Annotated in this window: 23 protein-coding genes; 11 read left to right on the forward strand and 12 right to left on the reverse strand. The window is 59.0% G+C overall.

The window, feature by feature from the left end:
* Window positions 1-55: 55 nt before the first annotated feature.
* Window positions 56-643: a cytochrome c oxidase subunit 3 family protein gene (locus tag SKTS_RS13125; RefSeq protein ID WP_173065782.1), complete on the forward strand. Its 588-nt coding sequence runs from the start codon at window positions 56-58 to the stop codon at window positions 641-643.
* 129 nt (window positions 644-772) lie between these two features.
* Window positions 773-1,054 (forward strand): cytochrome C oxidase subunit IV family protein, encoded by a 282-nt coding sequence (locus SKTS_RS13130; RefSeq protein WP_173065785.1) that lies wholly within the window; start codon window positions 773-775, stop codon window positions 1,052-1,054.
* A gap of 45 nt (window positions 1,055-1,099) precedes the next feature.
* Here the strand turns inward: SKTS_RS13130 and SKTS_RS13135 are convergent, their stop codons facing one another.
* Window positions 1,100-2,110, reverse strand: a complete 1,011-nt coding sequence (locus SKTS_RS13135) for a cytochrome-c peroxidase (protein ID WP_173065787.1) — start codon at window positions 2,108-2,110, stop codon at window positions 1,100-1,102.
* Window positions 2,111-2,273: 163 nt separating this feature from the next.
* Between SKTS_RS13135 and SKTS_RS13140 the strand changes: the two genes are divergently transcribed.
* The 7 genes from SKTS_RS13140 (at window position 2,274) to SKTS_RS13170 (ending at window position 6,735) form a co-directional block, all read left to right on the forward strand.
* Window positions 2,274-3,185, forward strand: a complete 912-nt coding sequence (locus tag SKTS_RS13140) for a hydrogen peroxide-inducible genes activator (RefSeq protein ID WP_173065790.1) — start codon at window positions 2,274-2,276, stop codon at window positions 3,183-3,185.
* Between the two features lie 91 nt (window positions 3,186-3,276).
* Complete coding sequence (locus SKTS_RS13145; RefSeq protein ID WP_173065793.1) at window positions 3,277-4,059, forward strand: CbbQ/NirQ/NorQ/GpvN family protein; 783 nt, start codon at window positions 3,277-3,279, stop codon at window positions 4,057-4,059.
* Window positions 4,040-4,438 (forward strand): hypothetical protein, encoded by a 399-nt coding sequence (locus SKTS_RS13150; RefSeq protein ID WP_173065796.1) that lies wholly within the window; start codon window positions 4,040-4,042, stop codon window positions 4,436-4,438. The genes SKTS_RS13145 and SKTS_RS13150 overlap by 20 nt, the downstream gene beginning before the upstream one ends.
* Before the next feature lie 114 nt (window positions 4,439-4,552).
* Window positions 4,553-5,518, forward strand: coding sequence for a 4Fe-4S binding protein (locus SKTS_RS13155; protein WP_173065799.1), 966 nt, complete (start codon window positions 4,553-4,555; stop codon window positions 5,516-5,518).
* Window positions 5,519-5,528: 10 nt separating this feature from the next.
* Window positions 5,529-6,023, forward strand: a complete 495-nt coding sequence (locus SKTS_RS13160) for a hypothetical protein (RefSeq protein ID WP_173065802.1) — start codon at window positions 5,529-5,531, stop codon at window positions 6,021-6,023.
* A gap of 86 nt (window positions 6,024-6,109) precedes the next feature.
* Window positions 6,110-6,352, forward strand: coding sequence for a type II toxin-antitoxin system Phd/YefM family antitoxin (locus SKTS_RS13165; protein WP_173065805.1), 243 nt, complete (start codon window positions 6,110-6,112; stop codon window positions 6,350-6,352).
* On the forward strand, window positions 6,349-6,735 hold the full coding sequence (locus SKTS_RS13170; RefSeq protein ID WP_173065808.1) for a type II toxin-antitoxin system VapC family toxin: 387 nt from the start codon (window positions 6,349-6,351) through the stop codon (window positions 6,733-6,735). Before SKTS_RS13165 ends, SKTS_RS13170 begins: the two co-directional genes overlap by 4 nt.
* A gap of 145 nt (window positions 6,736-6,880) precedes the next feature.
* Here the strand turns inward: SKTS_RS13170 and SKTS_RS13175 are convergent, their stop codons facing one another.
* Window positions 6,881-7,795, reverse strand: a complete 915-nt coding sequence (locus SKTS_RS13175) for a diguanylate cyclase (protein ID WP_173065811.1) — start codon at window positions 7,793-7,795, stop codon at window positions 6,881-6,883.
* A gap of 344 nt (window positions 7,796-8,139) precedes the next feature.
* Between SKTS_RS13175 and SKTS_RS13180 the strand changes: the two genes are divergently transcribed.
* Window positions 8,140-9,966 (forward strand): nitric oxide reductase activation protein NorD, encoded by a 1,827-nt coding sequence (locus tag SKTS_RS13180; RefSeq protein WP_173065814.1) that lies wholly within the window; start codon window positions 8,140-8,142, stop codon window positions 9,964-9,966.
* A 181-nt stretch (window positions 9,967-10,147) separates the two neighbouring features.
* Here the strand turns inward: SKTS_RS13180 and SKTS_RS13185 are convergent, their stop codons facing one another.
* The 10 genes from SKTS_RS13185 to nosZ form a co-directional block, all read right to left on the reverse strand.
* Complete coding sequence (locus SKTS_RS13185) at window positions 10,148-10,975, reverse strand: ABC transporter permease (RefSeq protein ID WP_173065817.1); 828 nt, start codon at window positions 10,973-10,975, stop codon at window positions 10,148-10,150.
* 93 nt (window positions 10,976-11,068) lie between these two features.
* Window positions 11,069-11,500 (reverse strand): protein NosL, encoded by a 432-nt coding sequence (locus tag SKTS_RS13190; RefSeq protein ID WP_173065820.1) that lies wholly within the window; start codon window positions 11,498-11,500, stop codon window positions 11,069-11,071.
* A complete protein-coding gene (locus SKTS_RS13195) occupies window positions 11,497-12,363 on the reverse strand; it encodes an ABC transporter ATP-binding protein (RefSeq protein ID WP_173065824.1) in 867 nt (288 codons plus the stop codon). Before SKTS_RS13195 ends, SKTS_RS13190 begins: the two co-directional genes overlap by 4 nt.
* 22 nt (window positions 12,364-12,385) lie before the next feature.
* Window positions 12,386-13,354 (reverse strand): NapH/MauN family ferredoxin-type protein, encoded by a 969-nt coding sequence (locus tag SKTS_RS13200; protein WP_173065827.1) that lies wholly within the window; start codon window positions 13,352-13,354, stop codon window positions 12,386-12,388.
* Window positions 13,354-14,193 carry a 4Fe-4S dicluster domain-containing protein gene (locus SKTS_RS13205; protein ID WP_173065833.1) on the reverse strand — a complete coding sequence of 280 codons (840 nt, stop codon included), beginning with the start codon at window positions 14,191-14,193 and terminating at the stop codon, window positions 13,354-13,356. The genes SKTS_RS13200 and SKTS_RS13205 overlap by 1 nt, the downstream gene beginning before the upstream one ends.
* The gene (nosD, locus tag SKTS_RS13210) at window positions 14,190-15,614 is read right to left on the reverse strand and encodes a nitrous oxide reductase family maturation protein NosD (RefSeq protein ID WP_244617338.1); all 1,425 of its coding nucleotides are present in this window, start codon (window positions 15,612-15,614) and stop codon (window positions 14,190-14,192) included. The genes SKTS_RS13205 and nosD overlap by 4 nt, the downstream gene beginning before the upstream one ends.
* A 114-nt stretch (window positions 15,615-15,728) precedes the next feature.
* The gene (locus SKTS_RS13215) at window positions 15,729-16,685 is read right to left on the reverse strand and encodes a hypothetical protein (protein ID WP_173065844.1); all 957 of its coding nucleotides are present in this window, start codon (window positions 16,683-16,685) and stop codon (window positions 15,729-15,731) included.
* Window positions 16,686-16,866: 181 nt separating this feature from the next.
* The gene (locus SKTS_RS13220) at window positions 16,867-17,604 is read right to left on the reverse strand and encodes a c-type cytochrome (RefSeq protein ID WP_173065848.1); all 738 of its coding nucleotides are present in this window, start codon (window positions 17,602-17,604) and stop codon (window positions 16,867-16,869) included.
* Window positions 17,605-17,699: 95 nt separating this feature from the next.
* Window positions 17,700-18,020 carry a c-type cytochrome gene (locus SKTS_RS13225; protein WP_173065852.1) on the reverse strand — a complete coding sequence of 107 codons (321 nt, stop codon included), beginning with the start codon at window positions 18,018-18,020 and terminating at the stop codon, window positions 17,700-17,702.
* Window positions 18,021-18,226: 206 nt separating this feature from the next.
* Entirely contained in the window at window positions 18,227-20,521 is a 2,295-nt protein-coding gene (nosZ, locus tag SKTS_RS13230; RefSeq protein ID WP_173065855.1) for a Sec-dependent nitrous-oxide reductase, read from the reverse strand.
* Between the two features lie 170 nt (window positions 20,522-20,691).
* Between nosZ and SKTS_RS13235 the strand changes: the two genes are divergently transcribed.
* Entirely contained in the window at window positions 20,692-21,207 is a 516-nt protein-coding gene (locus SKTS_RS13235) for a TlpA family protein disulfide reductase (RefSeq protein WP_173065858.1), read from the forward strand.
* Window position 21,208: the final 1 nt, after the last annotated feature.

Here is a 21,208-nt window from a genome sequence, read left to right on the forward strand (position 1 = left end):
TCATTTGGAGGGGCGTTCGCGCCCCTCCCTTTTTTTAACTTAATAACCCACTATTTTGATAAACAATACGCACGTTTCTCACGAAATTCATGCCACACCGCCAGGCGACCTGGCGATCTGGTTTTTCATCTTCGCCGAGCTTCTGGCTTTCGGCGTCTTCTTCGTCGCCTACGCGTTTGCGCGGGCGCACAACGTGGAGCTGTTCGACGAATCGCAACAGCACCTCAACCGCACCTCCGGCGCCGTCAACACCCTGGTGCTGATCACCAGCAGCTACTTCATGGTGCGCGCCGTCGCGGCCATCAAGCAGGGTTTATCGGATGAATGCGCACGCTGGACAGCCGCCGCCATCGGCATGGGCGGGGTATTCCTGGTCATCAAGGTGTTCGAGTTTCACGCCAAGTTCTCCGCCGGCATCACGCTCAGCAGCAACACCTTCTACATGTTCTACCTGTCGCTGACGATCTTCCATTTCATGCACGTGATCCTCGGCATGGTGATCCTCGCCGCGGTGATGCTGAAAGCGCGAGGCGGCGGCTACAGCGTGGAGAATCACACCGGCGTGGAAACCGGCGCCTCCTATTGGCACATGGTTGACCTGCTGTGGATCATCCTGTTCCCACTGGTTTACGTGATTCACTAACTGCAATTCAAGCCACAGAGATCACAGAGGACACAGAGATGAAAATTTCTACGGTTTGCCTGCTCTTCATCTGTGTCCTCTGTGTTCTCTGTGGCTGATTATTTTTTTCAGGATTAACGAGTTCCGAGCATGGATACGCCGCACAAACCCCATTTCATCCGCCCCTGCACCTTCATCTGGCTGGTCCTCATGCTGCTCACCGGGACCACCTACGCCATCGGCGAAGCCGGCCTGGGCGGCATGGCCGTCATGCTCACCGTACTCGGCACCGCCGCGGTAAAGGTGCAGATGGTGGCCAACTACTTCATGGGTTTGCGCCGCACGCGCTGGCTGTGGCGCGGCATCGTGCTGGGCTGGCTGCTGCTGGTGATGGGGTTGATTACAGTGGCCTATTTCAAGGCACTCGGCTAGCACAAAAAAAGGGGAGCATGGCCCCCCTTGTCACATTTAATCGGCCTACTTGCCGAAAGGCTGCGGACGCGGCGTCAGGTCGGAAGACGGCGGCAGGATCGGCAGCTTGAATGACGGCTGGTCGCCGGTCAGGGTCTTGAGGAAGGCCACGATCCTGGCGTTTTCGTCATCGCTGAATTTCTTGCCCAATTGAATGCGGCCCATGGTTTCGACTGCCTGCTTGAGGGTGGCCGCCTCGCCGTCGTGGAAGTAGGGATAGGTCAACTCCACGTTGCGCAGGGTCGGCACCTTGAAGTTGAAGCGGTCGGCATCCTTGCCGGTTACCGCCGAACGTCCCTCCGCCTTGCTGGCGGTCTTGTAGGCTTCGACCACACCCATCTTCTGGTAGGAATTGCCGCCCACGGCAGGGCCGTTGTGGCAAGCCACGCAACCGCTCTCCTTGAACAGCTTGTAGCCGGAGACCTCGTTGGCGTTCAAGGCTTTCTTGTCGCCCTTCAGCCACTTGTCGAAACGCGAGTTCGGCGTTACCAGGGTTTCCTCGAAGGCGGCGATGGCCTTGGTTACTTCCTCGATGGTCACCTGGTCGGAACCGAACACCATCTTGAACTCGGCGACGTAAGCAGGGATCGACTGCAGCACGTCGACCGCGAGTTTATGGGTGAAGCCCATCTCGCCCGGGTTGGCGATGGGGCCGCCCGCCTGGGCTTTGAGGTCCGCGGCGCGACCATCCCAGAACTGCGCCACATTCATGCTGGAATTGAGAACGGTGGGCGCGTTGATGGGGCCCTCATGCCAGTGGTCGCCAATGGAGGTCTTGAGGTTATCGGTGCCGCCCATGGAAAGGTTATGGCAGGAATTGCAGGAAATAAAACCGGACTTGGACAGGCGGGCATCGAAGTATAGTTTCTTGCCGAGCTCGGCCAGGGCCGGATTCTTGGTCTTGGCTGCTGCGATGGGCTGGATCGGCTCCTTGCTGTCCAGGCCATATGCCGCTCCGCTGACGGCAATCGACGCCGCCACGGCAAGGGTCAGGGACAAAATGCGCTGTTTCGACATGGTGTTTCTCCTTCTTCGTTGAAAAAAGCTTTTCGGATGCTGTTATCTTGTTAGTTCGCATGGTAGTATTGCGGCAATTCGTAAGTCAATGATTTGTTTATTGTTTTTTTAAATACGTTGCATAGCTTCCAGCTATACCGTGCACTTCTGAAAGGATGATTCGATGAAAATTTCTTCCTTGCGTTACCTGGTCGCCTTCGCCGACGAGGGTTCCGTCAGCCGGGCGGCCGAGCGCTGCCACATCAGCCAGCCGACCCTGAGTATCGCCTTGCAGAATCTCGAAATCCAATTGGGGGTGCAGCTGATAGAACGCGCCAAGGGCCATGTCGCCCTGACCGACCTGGGCCACCAGGTAGTCGCCCAGGCGCGCCGTGCACTGGACGAAACCCGGCGCGTGGAAATGGTGGCCCAGACCGGCCGCAACCCCCTGACCGGGGAATTCCGTCTCGGGGTAATTCACACCATCGGTCCCTACCTGCTGCCGGAACTGATTGCCTCCATGCGCCGCACGATGCCGGCAATGACCCTCTACATCGAGGAGAACATGACCGCCATGCAGGCCGATTTCCTCAAATACGGCACGGTGGACGCCGCCATCATCGCCCTGCCCTTCGACATCCCCGGCATCCTTACCCGCCCGCTCTACGACGAGCCGTTCCAGGTAATCGTGCCTCAGGGGCACCCTTGGGGCAGACGTAAAAAAATCGCCTCCGAGGAAGTGCGCGGCGACGACGTGCTGGTGCTCAAGGCCGGCAACTGCTTCCGCGAACAGGTGCTCGATGCCTGCCCAGACATCAGCCATGCCGAGGGCTCGCTGCACCAGGGCCATTCCATCGAGACCATCCGCTGCATGGTGGCATCCGGTTACGGCATCTCGGTCCTGCCGGCGAGCGCCATGGCAGGCCCTTACCGCTCGGACATGGTGCGCGCCATTCCCTTCGAGAAACCTGAACCTTCGCGCCGCGTCGCCCTGGCCTGGCGGCGCGGCTTCACTCGCCCACAGGCCATCGAGGCGTTGGCGCAGGCGGTGCAGGCGATAGAGAATCCGAGCTACCGGATGATAGCGACGACATAGGAGGAACGCCCTCCCATTTACTTGACTGCGATCAATTTAATGGCCGGCAGGTTCACTTAGACTTGAGCAAACTTTTGCGATGGGTCAAAAAATGAGCGAACTGCCTTTCTACAAACCGCACGGTAACGAAATCGAGCTGTTCGAGCACGCCTATCGCAACCGCCTGCCCCTGCTGATCAAAGGGCCGACCGGCTGCGGCAAGACGCGCTTCGTGTCTCACATGGCGATGAAACTCGGCCTGCCGCTCTACACCGTGGCCTGCCACGACGACCTCACCGCCGCCGACCTGGTGGGGCGCCACCTCATCGGCGACGGCGTGACCTACTGGAACGACGGCCCGCTCACCCGCGCGGTGCGCGAGGGCGGCATCTGCTACCTCGACGAAGTGGTGGAAGCGCGCAAGGACACCACTGTGGTGCTGCATCCGCTGTCCGACGACCGCCGCATCCTGCCCATCGAACGCACCGGCGAGATTCTCGACGCGCCGCCGGAATTCATGCTGGTGGTGTCCTACAACCCCGGCTACCAGAATTTCCTCAAGGGCATGAAGCCCAGCACACGCCAGCGTTTCGTCAGCCTGCGCTTCGATTTCCCGGCGTCGGAGCTGGAACAACAGATCGTCATCGGCGAAACCGGCGCCGATGCGATGCTGTCAAAGAGATTGGTCAACCTGGCCAACAGCCTGCGCGCCCTCAAGGAGCACGACTTGGAAGAGGCGGCCAGCACGCGCCTGCTGGTCTATACCGCCACCCTGATCGGCAGCGGCTTCGACCCGGTGGAAGCCTGCCGCGCCGCGCTGGTGGAACCGCTCACCGACGACGAGGAAACCGCCGAGGCGCTGATGGAGATCGTCTATGCCAGCTTCGGCCGATGACCATGAAAAACCCGGACAAACGCTCGCGGTAGCAGCGGAGGCGCTTTACATCGCCAACCTGCTGCTCTTGCCCGGGCTGTGCTTCATTATCCTGCTGCGCCTGTATTTCAAGCACCGTGCCTCTGCATCGGCGCTGGCCGTGTGCCACCTCAGGCAGACCGTGAGCGCCAGCATCTGGGCCGGCGTTTTGCTGATCATCGCCAACCTCGCCATTTTCCTGCTTGGCGGTTACACCTCGGTCAACACCTGGACCGTGGCCATCATCTATTTCACCACCTGTCATTCCACCTTGGTTTTGCTGGGCATTCTCGGCCTAGCCAAGGCGATGGCCGGGCAGATCTTCATATACCCGCTGCTGGGCAGGCCATGCAACCCATAGGCATCGCCATTTCTCGTAGGTTGGCGCTGAAGCCGAAGGCTGATGCCCAACATCGGCGTATCTGTCATGTTGGGCATCACTTCGTTCAGCACCAACCTACGGTTTGGAATTTCCATGGCTAATATCCAGCGCAACCGCCTGCTGGCCCAGGCCGGATTCTTCATGCTGTTCCTGCTGGCGCCGGTGTTCGACCTGTTCCGCCTCGACCTCAACCTCAAGCACTTCTTCTTCCTCGGCATGCACTGGACGCTGGGGCTGGACGACTTCGTCGCGGGGAAAATCGACGCCACCCAGGCCGCCATCAACATCGTGCTGCGCGGCGGCCTGCCGATCCTCGGCACCATCGCCTTCGGCGTGTGGATCTCGTGGAAATACGGCCGCCTCTACTGCGGCTGGCTGTGCCCCCATTTTTCGGTGGTGGAAACCATCAACCAGCTGATGCGCCGCGCCATCGGCAGGCAGAGTTTGTGGGACCGCCACCCCCTGCCGGAAAAAAATGCGGACGGCAGCATCACCAAGGCCTACCCGCTCTACTGGCTGGTGCTGCTGCCGCTGGTGATCGCCTTCGCCTTCCTGTGGGCCATCGCGCTGCTGACCTACCTGCTGCCCCCGGCGGAAATCTACGGCAACCTGTGGCATGGCACCCTGACGCGCAACCAGGGCGTTTTCCTGACGGCCGGAACCCTCGCCTTCTTCGTCGAGTTCATGTTCGCGCGCCACCTTTTCTGCCGCTACGCCTGCGCGGTCGGCCTGTTCCAGAGCCTCGCCTGGATGGGCAACCGCAAGGCGCTGGTGATCGGCTTCGACCGCCGCCGTGCGGAGGAATGCGCCGACTGCAACGCCGCCTGCGACAACGTCTGCCCGATGCGCATCAAACCGCGCAGCATCAAGCGCCACATGTTCACCTGCACCCAGTGCAACCAGTGCGCCAACGCCTGCACCCAGGTCCAGGCCGACAACCCGCGCGGCACGCTGCTCAAATGGGTCGATCACGAATGTGCGCTGGACAAGTCGGCGCGCGATTTCGGCCATCACGAAAACATCCCGGCGCATTGCTACGAACCGGGGAAAAAGAAATAAAGGAAAAGAAATGCATACTCAATGGAAAAGACTTACCGTAACCCTGTCCGCCGCCGCGCTGCTGTGTCTGGGCACGCAGCCCGCGCTGTCCCACGATCACGAACATTCCCACGAGGCCGCCGGGCCGGCTCGGCTGGCCCTCGACAACGGCCACAAATGGGCCACCGACGACAGCCTGCGCCAGGGCATGACCCGCATCCGCGACGCGCTGAACGCCGAACTCCCGGCGATCCACGCCGGCAAGGCGACAGCGGAGCAGTACCGGGCGCTGGCGCAGAAGACCGACGGCCAGATCGCTTTCCTGTTCCAGAACTGCAAGCTCAAGCCGGAAGCAGACGCCATGCTCCATGTCGTGCTGGCCGACATCATCGCCGGCGCGAATGCCATGATGGGACAGGACGGCGGCAAGGCACGCGAAGGTGCGGAGAAAATCGCCCGCGCCCTGGACAACTATGGCGCTTATTTCGCCCATCCCGGCTGGAATGGGGTGAAACCAGCCCATTAAATAGCAATAGCGGCAATCAACGTATTTGCCATGCAAGCAGGACCCGGATAGACTAATACCTAGCTAACTCGATTCCGGGAAATTCCATGCGACTCGTCAACATTCACGAAGCCAAGACCCAGCTTTCCAAGCTGCTCGAACAAGTGCAAGCCGGAGAGGACGTGGTGATCGCCAAGGCCGGTGCGCCCATCGTCCGCCTCATCCCCTACGCGCCGCCCAAGCGCAGGATCGCGCCACCCGGCGCGATGGAGGGCGAAGGCCGGATCGCCGATGATTTCGATGCACCCATAGACGAACTTTTTAATTGCCTGAAAGACCATGCCGCATGAGATTGCTGCTCGACACCCACTTGGCACTGTGGTGGCTGATTCGCGCTCAGCGCGTCCCCGCCGAGGCGCGGGAACTGGTCGAAAGCGCGGCTGAACCGGTGGCAATCAGCCGCGCCTCGCTATGGGAAATGGCGATCAAGATTTCCATCGGCAAGCTGGAGATCGACCTGCCGCGATTCGTCAAAATGGCCGAAGCTTCCGGCTTCGAATGGCTGGACATCAAGAACGAGCATCTCTTGTCCGTTGCCGCCTTGCCGCTTTTCGACGATCACCGCGACCCGTTCGACCGCCTGTTGGTGGCACAAAGCCGGACGGAACCACTGGTATTGCTGACGAGCGATGCCAAACTGGCCCGCTATGGATCGACTGTACGCGTGGTTTGACGCAATGAAACGCAGGGCAATACCCGAATGGTAGAGCACATTCGGCGGATTAAGCTAATCCGCCCTACGCTGGCTGTTTAACACACGAGGAGCGGAGCGACTAAAGGGCATTGCACCGCATGACGTCAGGCGCAATGCCCTTGGGTTATTGAGCCGACGCGTTCTGCGTCGCCGAATCCTCTAGCCGCACACAATTCCGCCCAGCCGCTTTTGCTGAATACATTGCCTTATCGGCACGGTCAATGGAAATTTCAACCGGGACGTCAGGGTCTAGCAGTACCACGCCAAAAGATGCGGTGATATGGATAGGCTTTTCCTCGCCGAGATTGATGGACATTGATGCGAGCCCTTCTCGCAAACGTTCCACCATGTCATAGCAAGCGGCCAATTCAATGTGTTGCATCAAGAGCAGGAATTCTTCCCCGCCGTAACGGAATATTTTGTCATACGGACGGAGGTGTTCGATCATGTAGCGAACCGACGCTTTCAACACACGGTCTCCTGCGAGATGCCCACGGTTATCATTAATCGCCTTGAAATTGTCCAAGTCCATCATGACAATGCAGCAAGACTGCACCCCACGTTTTATCAACGCCTGCTGCTCGCGAAAGGCCGGGAGAATGCCGAATCTGGTAATGGCACCGGTAAGTGAATCGTGGTTGTACAGCAAGTTCTCCAGTTCATGCTCCAAGGCGGATATTTCAAGACGCATCCGTTCGAGCGCATTGGAAAAATTGTCATAATCAGAACTATTAATAAGCGTTCCTGCTTGTGAATCGATTAGCAGTTTTGCAGCCAGCTGATGCATGAGTTTATGCACTTCACCCAGGGCGATGAATCCAGGGTAATCACGCAATTTCTCGGTCGCTTCGCTGTAGTACCATTGCCCGAAGCCGCAGTGCTGATGCGCTTCAGGGCTGAGATCGCATAGGTCACTCGGTAACTTGCAAGTAACTGAGCGCATCATCGCAGCGTACCACTGCTGATGATTGATGAGAGCTTGCTCCAGTTGAGTGAGCATTCCTTGCAGTTCTTCTCTGGAGAGATCGTAGTGTTCCATTTGCTTGCTCCCAAGTATTGGGTTAATAACAAAAGATGCTAAACAACAGGACTTGTTTTTTCGAACCATTCAAATGAAATTGTCGCCCAAAGCTTACAAAATCAAGTAACACGGGGGGCTACGGACACGTAAAGCCCCACACTATCAGTGATACTCCATGTCATCAACATGATGATGGTTTGATGGCGTCCAACCTGCTGCGCAATACGAAATGACGCGCCAAAACACCTTGAGCGCACCTGCTTCCGCGACCGCCCCCCTGCCGCCCCTTGATGCAAAACAAGGCGCCGCTCCACAGATTCGCTAGACTTTCCATTCCCACTAACTCATGGCTGCTGGATCAAATGGAAGAACAAGTCGGCGCACTCTGGCACAAGCTCATCACCGGCGTAGCCGACCGGCGCTATCCCGCCGAGGCGGTCGCGCTGGAGCAGATCAGCAAGACCGCCGGCATCCTGTTCCGCGCCTGGGGCGGCGATAGCGGGCTGGCGGTGAAGTCCGCCAGCGCCACCGCCAACGAGGCGAAGCGCAGCCTGCTGCAGCGCATCGCCGGCAGCAATCTCAAAACCGAGCTGACCTGGCTGGATGGGGAAACGCTCAACCTGCCCGCTGCCATCGATCTCTTTCCCCTGCGCAGCCTGAACCGCGATCTTTACCTGTGGCTGATCGCGCTGGCGGCTGCCGAACCCGACCCTGGCCTGTCGTGGATACGGCGCAACCAGCAGGCCACGCTGGATGTGCTGGCGCGCTTCCCCGGCCTGGCGCCGCGCTACCGCCGTCTGGTGGATGCCGTGCTGGCCATGCGTCCGCTGCCGCGAAGCCTGCAGCAAGGGGAGCGGGAACAGGAGGAAGCGATCCGCGCCGCATTGCAAAACCCCGGCAGCGTGGACCGGCTGCCGCCCGCCCGGCGTGCGCCCCAGCCGGTTTTCCTGTGGCTGCACCCCGACCCGCCGGTGAGCGCGCCGGCCAAGGGCGGCGGCAAGGAGCCGGAAAGCCACGAGGGCGGCGACAGCAAGAAGAGTGAAAAAGACCGCCGTTACCAGGCGGAGCGGGTCGACATGCCGGAAGAGAAGAACGCCTTCATGATGTACTTCAGGGCGGAGAGCATTTTCAGCTGGGCCGAATACATCAAGGTCAATCGCCCCACCGAGGAGGACGAGCCGCCCGACGAGCGCCCGGCGGAGGACCTGGACCGCCTGAGCGTGGCGCAGGACGGCAAGACCACGGCCTCGCGCCTGAAGTTCGACCTCGACCTGCCTTCCGAGCAAGCTGACGACCTGCCGCTCGGAGACGGCATCCTGCTGCCGGAATGGCATTACAAGAAACAGAAGCTCCAGCCCGCGCACTGCCGCGTGCAGCCGATGGTGGCGCGCAACGCCGAAGCGCAGCCCCTGCCCGCGCACCTGTCCGCCACCGCGCGCCGTTTGCGCAGCCAGTTCGAGGCGCTGACGCCGGCCAAGGTCTGGTTCAAGGGCCAGTTCGACGGCACCGAACTCGATCTCGATGCCTGCGTGCAATTCACCGCTGACCGCATCAGTGGCCTGGAAGCGCGGGAAGCGGGACTGTACAGGGCCCATCAATACCGCGACCGCGATCTCGCCTGCCTGCTGCTGGCCGATCTCTCGCTCTCCACGGACGCCTACGTCAGCGATCACGCCCGCGTCATCGACGTCATCCGCGACACCCTGTTCCTTTTCTCCGAAGCGCTCTCGGCCACCGGCGACCGCTTCGCGCTCTACGGCTTCTCGTCCCTCAAGCGGGAAAACATCCGCTTCCACGTGCTCAAGGAATTCGAGCGCAAGTACAACGCCGAGGTGCGCGGGCGCATCGCCGCCATCAAGCCCGGCTTTTATACCCGCATGGGTGCGGCGATTCGCCATTCCAGCCAGCTGCTGGCGAAACAGGCCGCCACGCAAAGGCTGTTGCTGATCCTCACCGACGGCAAGCCCAACGACCTGGACCAGTACGAAGGACGCTACGGCGTCGAAGACACCCGCGTCGCCATCCACGAGGCACGCCAGATGGGCCTGCGCCCGTTCTGCGTCACCATCGACGAAAAAGGCAGCAGCTATTTGCCGCATTTGTTCGGCGTCAACGGCTATGTGGTGATCCGCAAGCCGTCGGAATTGCCGCGCGAGCTGCCGATGCTGTATGCGCAACTGACGCACTAGCGGAACTGAATTGGGGTCTGAAAGTCCGGGGCACCAGTCGGCCCGCCCCTCCCCTTTCAAGGGGGAGGTTGGGAGGGGGATGGGGCATGAGCGCAGCGGCAGATTCCAACCCATCCCCACCCCAGCCCTCCCCTTGAAAGGGAGGGAGTAGTGCGTCACTGGTTGAAAATTCCTTGCCCGATCAAGGCAGATCGCCGCGCCGGAACATGAAATAGCCCGCGGTTGCACATATTGTGCCGATCACCAGCGGATATACCACGCCGTAAATCATGAATCCGGTCGCACCCAGCGTGTCGGTGATCACGTAGGCGGCAGGCCCCAGCACGATCAACTGGGGATCGAACAGCATCAGTGCTGCGGTGCGGAAAACCTGCAGCGGGTTGGCGAGGGCGATGGTCACCGCGAGTTCGGGCGAGATGTGGCCCTTTATCATCACGCCGAGCAGGATCAGGTCGAGGAACAGCAGCATGGCGAGCCATACCACGAACGCCGCACCCTGCGCCACGTCGGTGGAACGCGCCAGGGTGGAGAGCAACATGGCGATCCCGAGGAAACACCATCCCATCACTGCCAGCAGCGCGGTGTAGTAGAGGAACATGAACCACGGCACCTCGATATGTTGCACCAGCGCCCACAGCGCGGCGCCCAGCATGGCGAGGAAGACCGGCATGAACACCACGATGTAGCGCCCCAGCAGTTTGCCCCAGTACCACGCGGAGAGCGAAACCGGCAGCGACAGCAGGTATTCGAACACGCCGGCCTCGCGGTCGCCGGCCACCGAGCGCACCGTGGTGATAAGCACGAAAATCGGCAGAATCGCCATGCACAGCTGGATGTAGGTCACCAGCAGGCGCGACAGCCCGATGAAGCCCAGCACGCGCGATTCGGTCAGGCCGAAAGCGAACAGCATGGCGACGATGCCGCCGAATACCAGGGTATAGATCATGAACCAGCGGGCGCGCAGGGATTCCACCACATCGAGTTTGGCGGTAAGCCATAAGTTTTTCATTCAAATTCCTTGTTGATAGCTGTCAGCCATCAGCGATCAGCGGTCAGGAAGAACCCGAGGTTTTGCTGAAAGCTGACAGCTGATAGCTGATAGCTATTTACCTTTAGCCAAAATTCGTTTTCTGGCTTCTTCAAAACTCACCGCGCCCGGTTCCGGCAGCGCCACCGCACCGAAGCCATAGGCCATCGGGGTAGTCTTGTTCGGCACATAATGCGCCTTGCGAGCATCGATCCACTGGTTGGAACGCATGTCCATCGCCCAGAACTCCGTGGCCGGATCGTCTGCCCAGGGTTTGTCCTTGAGCCAGAAAACCGCGCAGCCGAAATCGTCGAACTTGAATGCCTGGTGCTTCGGGCCACCGCGCACCTGCGCGGCAAAGCGCTTGTCGCTCAAAGCCATGCTGCAGCGCACACAGGTGTCGCGGTCCCATTTGACTTCCACCGGGCCGGTTTTGGGTTCCTGGTGGCACGCGGCCAGCAGACCCAGCAGCAGGAACACGGCGCAATATTTTAGCCACCGGCTCATGCTTCGCCGCCCTTGTCTTCATCCAGGCTGATGGAGGTCAGGACGCCCACATAGCGCGAGATCATGCCGAGGAAACGCAGGCGGTCCGGGCCGGCCACGTTGCCCTGCCACTCCAGCCCCCCGCCCATGTCGCGGAAGTTCCAGCCCAGCAGCGCCTTGGCGATGGCTTCCTCGGAACGGCGCAGCGTCAGGCGGCACGCCAGCTTGCCGGAAAGCGACACGTCTTCGGCCACCCGGTCGTCCAGCACCACCTTGCCGCGGTCCATTTCCAGCACGCGGTTGACCAGGGGCGCCACCTCGTCGAGGCGGTGGCTGGAAATCAGCATGGTGGTGTTTTCCAGCCGTTCCGCGAGCAACTCGAAGAAGATGTGACGGGCGTCGGGATCGAGGTTGGCAGCGGGTTCGTCCATCACCAGCACGCTGGTGTCGCGCCCCATGGCGATGGCGATGAGGAGTTTCTGCTTCATGCCGCCGGACAGCTTGACGAAGGGCAGGTGTGAAATCTTCCCGAAATCCAGCCCCAGTCTGGCCGCGACGTCTTCCATGCGCTTGCGCTCGGTGTTGCACAGGGAAGCGGCGAAACCGACCAGCTGGCCCACCGGCATTTTCAGCGGTGGCGGCAACTGCGGCACGAAGCCGATCTTCTGTAGCACTTTGCTCCGCTCGCGCCGCGGTATCAGCCCGTTTACCGTGACTTCGCCGTCGTAGGTGTACTCCCCGAGCAGGCAGCGGATGAGGGTTGTTTTCCCCGCGCCGTTGGAGCCGACCAGCGCGATGCGCTCGCCGAGCTCGATGTTCAGATCGATATGATCGAGGACCTGGTTGCGCTTGAATGTTTTTGAAACGTGATTGAAATTGATCATTTTTAGTATTTGGCTTCAATTCCTACATTATTTTCCGAAGACCCTTGATCTCGAAGCTCAAGGCCCCGCTCGGGCACACGTCGATGCACATGCCGCAGCGCGTGCAGTCCGCACCGATGTCCAGCTGCGCGCTCGGCGCCCTCCCCTTGATGACGCATTCCAGCACGTGAGGCACCTCGCAGACCTTGCGGCACTCGCCTTCATGGTGGCAATTGGCCAGCTTGTAGGTCACATGCAGGGGCGAAAACACACCGACGATGCCGTAGGTCAGTCCGATCGGGCAGACGTAGCGACACCAGGCGCGGCGCGAATAGAAGATCTCGAACAGCAACAGCAGCGTCACCCAGCCCAGCGCGAGTCCCGGCCCGTAGATCAGCGCCCGGCTGACGATGCCGGTCGGCGAGATGGTTTCGAACACGGTATAGCCAGTGACCCATGCCATCCCCGCGAACAGCACCCAGAACACAGTACGCACGCCGCGGTGGAAAGCGTGGTCGGAAATTTTCTTTTTCTCCACCAGGTACACGTGCAGGCGCTCGGCGTTTTCCGCCAGGAAATGGTAGGGGCAGACCCAGGAGCAGAACGTGCGCCCGCCCAGCGCCAGCCACAGGACGAAAACCGTACCGGTACCGATCAGCAGGTTGACGATGATGTGCTTGTGCGCCAGCATCACCTGCAGCGCGGAATTCAGGTCGATCAGGTGGAAGCCGAGCATGCGCGATGCAGTCAGTGCGCCTTCCAGTATCTGGATGTCGAACCAGAACGACACCGTGAACAGCAGGTTGATCGACAGCAGCGCGATCCAGCGCCTCTTGAGCCAGTATTTCTTCTTCTGGTGTGCGCGCGCCTCCAGCTTGAGCGCGTCGAAGTCATGCTTCTCGCTCTTCTTGTAGAAGTGGATGGTCTTGGCTTCTTCAGTGTAGTCGACGGGGCCGGGCTTGCGCGGATCGCCGCCCAGCATCACACGCACCGATTCAAGATATTTGTTCATCAGACGCTCCAGCCTTTGCGCGCTTCCACCACGATTGCCGCCAGATCGGGCGGGCATACCATTTCGCACACTCCACAGCCGACGCAGGCTTCATGCACCACGGGCGAATGGATCTCGACACCATTTTCCTTCACGATTTCCATGGAAATCGCGTTCTTGATCGGGCAGGTGCGCACGCACAGGTCGCACAGTTCGAGGTCGTACGGGTGATCGCGCAGCGGGATGGGCTTCCAGCGATCCACTTCCATGAAACGCATCGTGCCCTCGAACGACTGCCCTCGAGCCGCGCCCTTGATGCCCTTGCCCTGGCGCGCGAGGCATTTTTCCGGGCGCACCAGGACAGCCAGGCCGCTGCGCTCCTTCAGGTTCAGCGTGGGTTCCGGGCTCTTTTCCTTGGCAAGCAGGATGGGAGGGGCTGGCAACACCATCTCGCTGCGCGTCGGCATGAAGGTGGGCTTCTTGTAAACCAGCGCACCCGTGGGACAGGCCAGGATGCACTGCACGGCATCACAGGAAAAATCGCAAGCCTGGGTGCGCGAGTCGATATAGGGCACGCCCACACCAAAACCCTGATCGAGATCGTCGAGCTTGATGGCCGCGACCGGGCAAACCTGGACGCACTGGCCGCACTTGATGCAGGAAGAAAGAAAATCCGGCTCTTCCAGCGCGCCCGGCGGCCGCATGCGCACATTCCATGCCCTGGCCACCGGAATATAGCCGACCGAGGAAATGCCCAACACCGCCGCGCCCAGCACGACGGAGCGCAAGAATTTCCGCCGCGCCTCCAGCTTGCGCTTGTTGATCAGGGGATTGCTTGCTCGTGGTTTCTCATCGCTCATGGCCTGGCACTCACTTTCTGGGAACTCGCTTTCTGGCCCTTTTTCCAGGGATCGTTGAACAGGGGCTTTTCGTCCCGCAACAATAATGTTGGACTGGAAAAAGGCGCCAACCGTTCGAGAAAATCCAGCACTTCCAGCGCGGGCGCAACCTTGAAAAAGCGCGCCTGGGGAATTTCCATCCATATGCTGTCCGCGTAGGCATACAGGTCGTAAGCGGAGTCCCCGCGACCGTCATTGTTGCGGTCGAAGCCTTCGTAGTCGTCCCAAAAATTGCCGCGCCATTCATTGCGCTGCCCCGAGCCTGCGCCGCTCACGGAAAGATTCGAGATATTGCCCACGAAGGAGTTGCCGTGCACCACCCAGCCGCTCAGCTCGCTGTTGAAAGCGATGGCGACGCCGTTGTAAGCGATGCGGTTGTTCTTGACGACGATCTTGCTGTCGGGCTGAAACGGTGAGAGATCGGCCATGAGGCCGAGGGAAGAGTAAATGATCTCGTTACCTTCGATCAGTGACCCGCTCGCTTCCTTGAAGCCGATACCCATCCCGGTTGGCCCGTTGGAATGCGAGATAATATTATTGCGCAGAGTGGTATTCTGGTTGTACATCAAATAGATGCCGACCGCATTGTCGTAAAACTCGTTGCCGTCGACGACGTTGTTGTTGGCGAACATGAAATGCAGCGAGTAACGGCTGCGCGTGCCGTAGTTGTGGTAGAAAACGTTGCCGTTCGAGTACCACGCCACGTTGTCGCGCGAATCCACCACCCGGTTGTTCTCGATGCGGTTTTCCATGCTGTACCAGAGACGGATACCATCGCCACGCACGCCCATATCGACTGGCTTGGAACGCACGCTGTTACCGCGCACGATATTGCGGTTGGACTGCTTGAGGTCGATACCGAACAGGCAATTGTCGATCACATTGTTTTCGATCACATTGCGGTGGCCGCGCACGTTGAGACAGGCATCGTCGGTGTCGTGCGACGATCCGGAGCCGGTGAGATGCAGGCCGCGCACCGTTGCGCCACTGGTCTCGATCACGAACACCGTTCCCTTGTCGCCGCCATCGACCGTGGCCTTGCCGCCGCCGTCGATGATCAACGGCTTGGTCAGATGCACCGGACCGGCGTAGCGACCGGGCTTGAGCCGCAGCGTAGAGCCCGCCGGAGCGGCATCCACCAGCGACTGCAACGGCGTGAGGCCCCAGATGCGCTTGTCGCGCATATAAAGTGGCACCAGTACCACTGGCTTGTCCACATCGACCCGCGGCGCCGTACTCAAATCCACACCCGTTACACCTGGGCCTTTCGGCGTTGCGTGTACCGAGGTATCGTCCGCGCCAATGTCAGGGATATCATCTACGCCAGCAGCGCTTGCCAGCGTTGCGGTTGCAGCCAGCAGAAGCAAAAATATTTGCCGCAATTTCATCACTCGAAAATTTATGGACTGTAGTCCGCAAAGTAAACAAGGCGCACCAGGTCGCATCTGCAGGCGAGAGGCGGATGGGCAGACAACGCCCACATCCGCCCCGCGGAACTAGTTAACTTCCGGGTCCCCGCGCATCAGCTTGCGGCGGATCAGCAGGGCCAACAGGGCACAAGCGCTGACGCCGAGCAGCATTGCATAGCCGTAATACGGGTAGGAATAAGTGCTGAACTGCGCTACCTTGCCCTCACCGAATACGGTCGGCATGAAGGGTTTGACGGTGAAGGCGCCCCAGGGATGGAGGTTGTGTCCAAAGAACCACAGCCAGCCGGCATAATCCAGCACGAAGAAAACGGGCAACAAGGCCGGAACCAGGACAAGCAGCAGGGAAAACTTCCGCACTTTCCACACCCCGAGCATGACAATACCCATGGCGACGATCAGCCCGGCAATGGACGCCTTGGTGGCCCATTTCAGATTACCAACCCATCTGTCGAGAACCTCAGGCTGGTTGAAAAACTTGCTCGCCTCTTCATGATAATGCGTAGCGAATACGTTCATCTGCCCCAACACCAGTTGGTCCGTTACCATCCAGGCGGCCACGCCGGCAAAGCCCACCCCCAGAATCAGGAGCTGCCGTTTGCGTTGCGTCGCCATGAAGCCCGCCATCATGACGGCAAGGAAGCCGAAGATGAACTTGGACAGGCGCAACTCCACCGGAGAACCGGTATCGATCGGGTACATGCCCACATAGTGGTTGATGGTGTTCATCTCATCCACGCAATTCAGTCCCAACTCCTGTTTTTTCAGGTCCATGCCAGGATTTTCGCGCGCCGCAAGGTCATCGCCCAGGTCGGACTGCATCAGCTCGGCTTGGCGGCCGGTCTGTACGATTGCGGTCTTGCAGCCGTTGAACACGCCGTTGAAGTGAAAATGGATGCGAATCCCATCTGGGAAAGCATCCTTTGGATAGTTGGGCGCCGTCAACGACACCCACCAGATGGGGCTGAAATAGGCCGCCACCATCAGTACCATCGCGATAAAGGTCAGCACCCTTATCGTAATCATTTGTTTTTTTGTATTGCTCATTTTTAGCGCTCTCATCTGGCATTAAACGTTACACACGTCCCCCGCCATCTAGGAAGTGAATTGACGGAAACACGTTCCGCCATTCCTTCTCTGCTTTTATGCTGCAAATACATGCAAGACGGCCACGGGAGAACAATGTTCCCCGTGGCTGATAGTAGCATTATTTCTTTTTCGCGCCTGCCTTGCACATCGAACCCGGCATGCTGATGCTGGACATGTACTCGACCACCGCATCCAGATCCTTGTCGCTGTATTTCTTCACGATCTTGACCATGTCCGGGTTGGCATTGCGACGCTTGCCATCACGGATATCGGTCACCTGGCGCAGCAGGTACTTGTAATGCTGGCCGGCCAGTACCGGGTAGAACTTTTTGGCATCGCCCTCGCCGTTGGCGCCATGGCAGGTGGTGCATTCCTTCACGTACAGTTCCTTGCCCTGAGCCAGCAGCTTGGCGTCGCCCGAACCCTTGCCGTGATCAGTCGGTATGCACAAGGTCTGGATGTACGCCGCGACGTCCGCCAGTTCCTGCGCATCGGTCAGGGTCTGCGCAAAAGGATACATGGTAGGGTTGTCACGCAAACCGCCACGAATGTCGGCGATCTGCTTGATGATTACGGTTGCATGCTGCCCCGCCAGTTGCGGGAAAGTACCATCGGGACGGCCGGCACCGGAAGGCAGATGGCAGGCGCCGCAAATTTCATACGCCTCCTTGCCTGCCTTGACGTCGCCCTTCTTGTGCAGCGCTTCGATTTTCTCGCCGCCGCCGGACTGATCATTCCACACATAGCCCTTGGCCTCGATACCCGCCTTTTTTTCCGCCACATTGGGGTTTGCGGCCAGAGCTGCGGCAACCGGGGTCAGTGCCAGTGCCAGTGCAATTACTAAATGCTTTTTCATTTCAATTTCCTTTCAAGATCCAGTATGTAAAACCATTCTAGACACTGTACCGGGTATCGTCCTTGACTTAAGTCAACGCTTGTAAATACTTGGGATCAGGGTTTAAGTTTAGACACGTAAGCCGCGATATCCTTGACATCTTGATCGCTTACCAGAACCATCACGCCCTTCATCGCCGCACTGTTGCCGTTGGCACGGGCACCGCTCTTGATATCGTTCATCTGCTTGATCATGTAGGCTTCGTTCTGGCCTGCGATCTTTGGATAATCCGGCATCAGCGGGGTTTTGGCATCCTTGCCATGGCAAGCCGTACAGGTCTTTTCTGCAAACAATTTCGCGCCGTCGGCGGCAACAGCCTGGCCGTTCAGCATGGCCGTAGAAACCGCTGCAAACAGCATTATTGGCAATAATTTCATTACTAATCTCCTTAAACATTTCATTAAGCAACAGTCGCATTCTATGCTGCTTGCGTCACGCGTGGCGTTGACATGGATCAACATTTTTTCAAGACGTTAGCTCTGCCTATCGATATCCATCCATTGAGAACGGTTATAGCGGGCAGAAAAAATGCGGGGAGGCATTACGCCGCCCCGCATCCGGTGTTACAGCCCGTCAGGACGGCTTACTTGCCAGCCTTCTTGGCGCCGTGCTCTTCCAGGTAGGTCTTGGCACGCAAACCGATGTCGGCGGCTTTAACCTGGTACTGCCACCATTGGCCAGCCCAGAGGGTTGCATTCTGCCAATCGCTCTTCTTGGCAGCGTCTTCCATCTTGGCCTTGGCTTCCTTGGCCCTGTTAAGCTGGTCGGTTGCGTCGTCAACCAGAGCTACCACAGGCGGGAAGTCCTTGTAGTTGACGCTGGTGATGTAGCCCACCACGCTATCGATCACGGCCTGAGTATCCACGTTGGTCTTGACCTGTTTGTCGTAGTCAGCCTTGGTGTAAACGGCTTTTGCTTCAACAGTCTTGACTTCCTTGTAACCCTTAGGCTTGACCAGCAGGTAGCCTTCCATTTCCAGGTGCAATGCAGAGCAGAACTCGGTGCAGTAGAAGGGGAACACGCCTTCCCTGTCGGCCTTGAACTTGACCGTTACAGTCTTGCCCGGTTCGACCGAAGCGTGAACGTTATAGGTATCTACCGTAAAGCCGTGAGTTTCGTCCTCGGCACGTTCCAGATTGGTCAGGTGGATGGTAACTTCGTCGCCCACTTCCGCCTCGATGGTTTCCGGCGTGATGTGCGAACGGATTTCCGTACCGAACACTTCAACCGACTTGCCCTTGCGCACTACCCTTTCTTCACCGGCCCTGGTCGCGCCCTTGGAAGGCTCGTCAGTGCGGCTGTCGGTACCCACTTTGTAGCGGATGCCCGGCTTGAGGGTGGTGGACTTGATCGCCACGACATAGTGCGGTTCACCCAGCGGCAACGGCATGTCGTACAGCAACTGCATCTTGTCTTCGCTGATGTCGATCAACTGGTGGTTCTGCGGATGCAGCGGGCCAACCGGGATGAAGCGGTCGATAGCCAGCTTGTTCAACGCCACCAGGTAATGGCCCTTCGGATGCTCGGTATCGCCCTCCATGGTCATCAGGTGGCCGATGTTGTAGTGGATGTTGAGCTTGTCCAGCACCTTGCCTTCGCAGTAGTTCCACTTCGCCACTTGAGAGTCCACATACAGAGATGTGTAGGCGATACAGGGCTTGGAGTCATACTGTGTGTGCAGCGGCCCGAGGCCAAGTGCCACCTGCGTGTGCAGAGAGTCCTTCATGCTCAGCACGGGGATGCCGTAGGGGTCCTTGCTCTCGAACTTGCCGGCCTTGATCTGCGCCATGATCTTGTCGAAGCTGTAGACCGATACGTGCGAGTCGAGCTTGCCGGCCACCGTGATGAGCTTGCCATCCGGGGTCACGTCCACGCCGTGCGGGCTTTTCGGCTCGGGGATCAGGAACAGGATGCCTTCCTTGACGGCGGTATCCATCATGATCACGTCCATTCCGTTGATTTTCTTGGCCTTGCCTTGCTTGACCAGCTCGGCAGCCTTCTTCCAGTTGATCATGTGCAGGTAGTCGGTGTCCTTGGCGGAGCAGCCGGCTTCATAAGGAGGGCGACCCTTTTCGATACCGCCCACATAGCGCTCGGTACAGAAGGAGTTGGTGAAGGACCAGCCGTCTGACACCAGCTTGCCGGCGTCGGACAAATCCTGGCTATAAGGTGGCAATTCCACGGTGAAAGACTGCTTGGGATCGATCTTGCCGGACTTGCGATCGAATTTCCAGTACGTTACGCCGCCGCGATATTCCTCGTTGAAGCGCTCGAGCGGTACGAACTTCTTGCTATACGGCGCGGGATACTGCGATGCCTCGATAACATAATCGGTGTTAGGCGTAACGAAGGCGCCACCGTGCTCCGATTTGTACAGGGGGTTGACCACGATCTGCTTGGTTTCGAAGTCACGCAGGTCGATCACCGCCAGGCGCGGGTTGGCCTTGTCGTTAATGAACAGGAACTGGCCGTCATAATCGCCGTTGGTTTCGGAAAGCGCCGGGTGGTGAGTATCGCCCCAGTTGATTTCCTTGCCGTCGATGTTGCCCTGGCGCAGCACTTTCTTCGACTCTTCGTCGAAGCCATAGCCCTGCCATGGCTCGGGTGTGAACACGCCGATGTATTTCATGATGCGCATGGACGGAATGCCATACACAATAATCTGGCCACTTTGGCCGCCGGATGCAAAAGCGGTGAATTCATCACGTCCGCCAGTTGGCACATAGGTCTTGGCTGCAGCCAGCAGATTTTGTTGTGTCAAACCCCGGGCCTTCATCACGTCCTGCAATGACTCGGCGGCCCAAGTACTTCCTGCAGCGCCGACTCCAAGCGTTGCCGCAACGAGCAACGAGGTTGTTCGCTTATTGAATGGCTTCATCACAAAATCCTTTCATCAAAAGTTGAACTACAATCCATCCCGTCGCCGATGATGCACGTGCGACAATTTGTCACAGGATTATGCGGGCTAACAGTACCCCGATCATTGACATGAATCAAGAAATAATTAAGTACTTGCACCCTATAATTGCGGACTCCTGAGGAGTTGCGATGCTTAAACACATAATTCTTATGCTGGTGCTGCTGTCACCGTTGACCGAAGCAGCGGAAACCAGTACCACCTCCGCGCCGCTCTATACCGCGACTTTTCCCGGCCTGGATGGCCAGCCCGTGAGCCTGTCCCAGTTGCGGGGCAAGGTGGCAGTTGTAAATTTCTGGGCGACCTGGTGCCCGCCCTGCCGCAAGGAGATGCCCGATCTGGTGGCGGCTTACGCTAAATATCATGACCGTGGCGTCGCATTTGTCGGCATCGCGGTCGAGGACGACGCCGAACGGGTGCAGGAATTCGCCCGCGCTTACAAGGTCGAGTACCCCCTGGCGACCGGCAAGGCGGAAGGCATCGCACTGCTGCAAGCGCTGGGCAATAGTGTGGCCGGACTTCCCTACACCCTGGTGCTCGATACACAGGGGAACATCGTCGACAGGAAGCGCGGCCCGATCAGTCCAGATCGGCTGGAAGGGGCGCTGCAAGAGGCCATGGTCGCTCCCGCCGCGGATTCCAAATAGG

The sequence above is a fragment of the Sulfurimicrobium lacus genome, from assembly GCF_011764585.1.
Lineage (GTDB): Bacteria > Pseudomonadota > Gammaproteobacteria > Burkholderiales > Sulfuricellaceae > Sulfurimicrobium > Sulfurimicrobium lacus.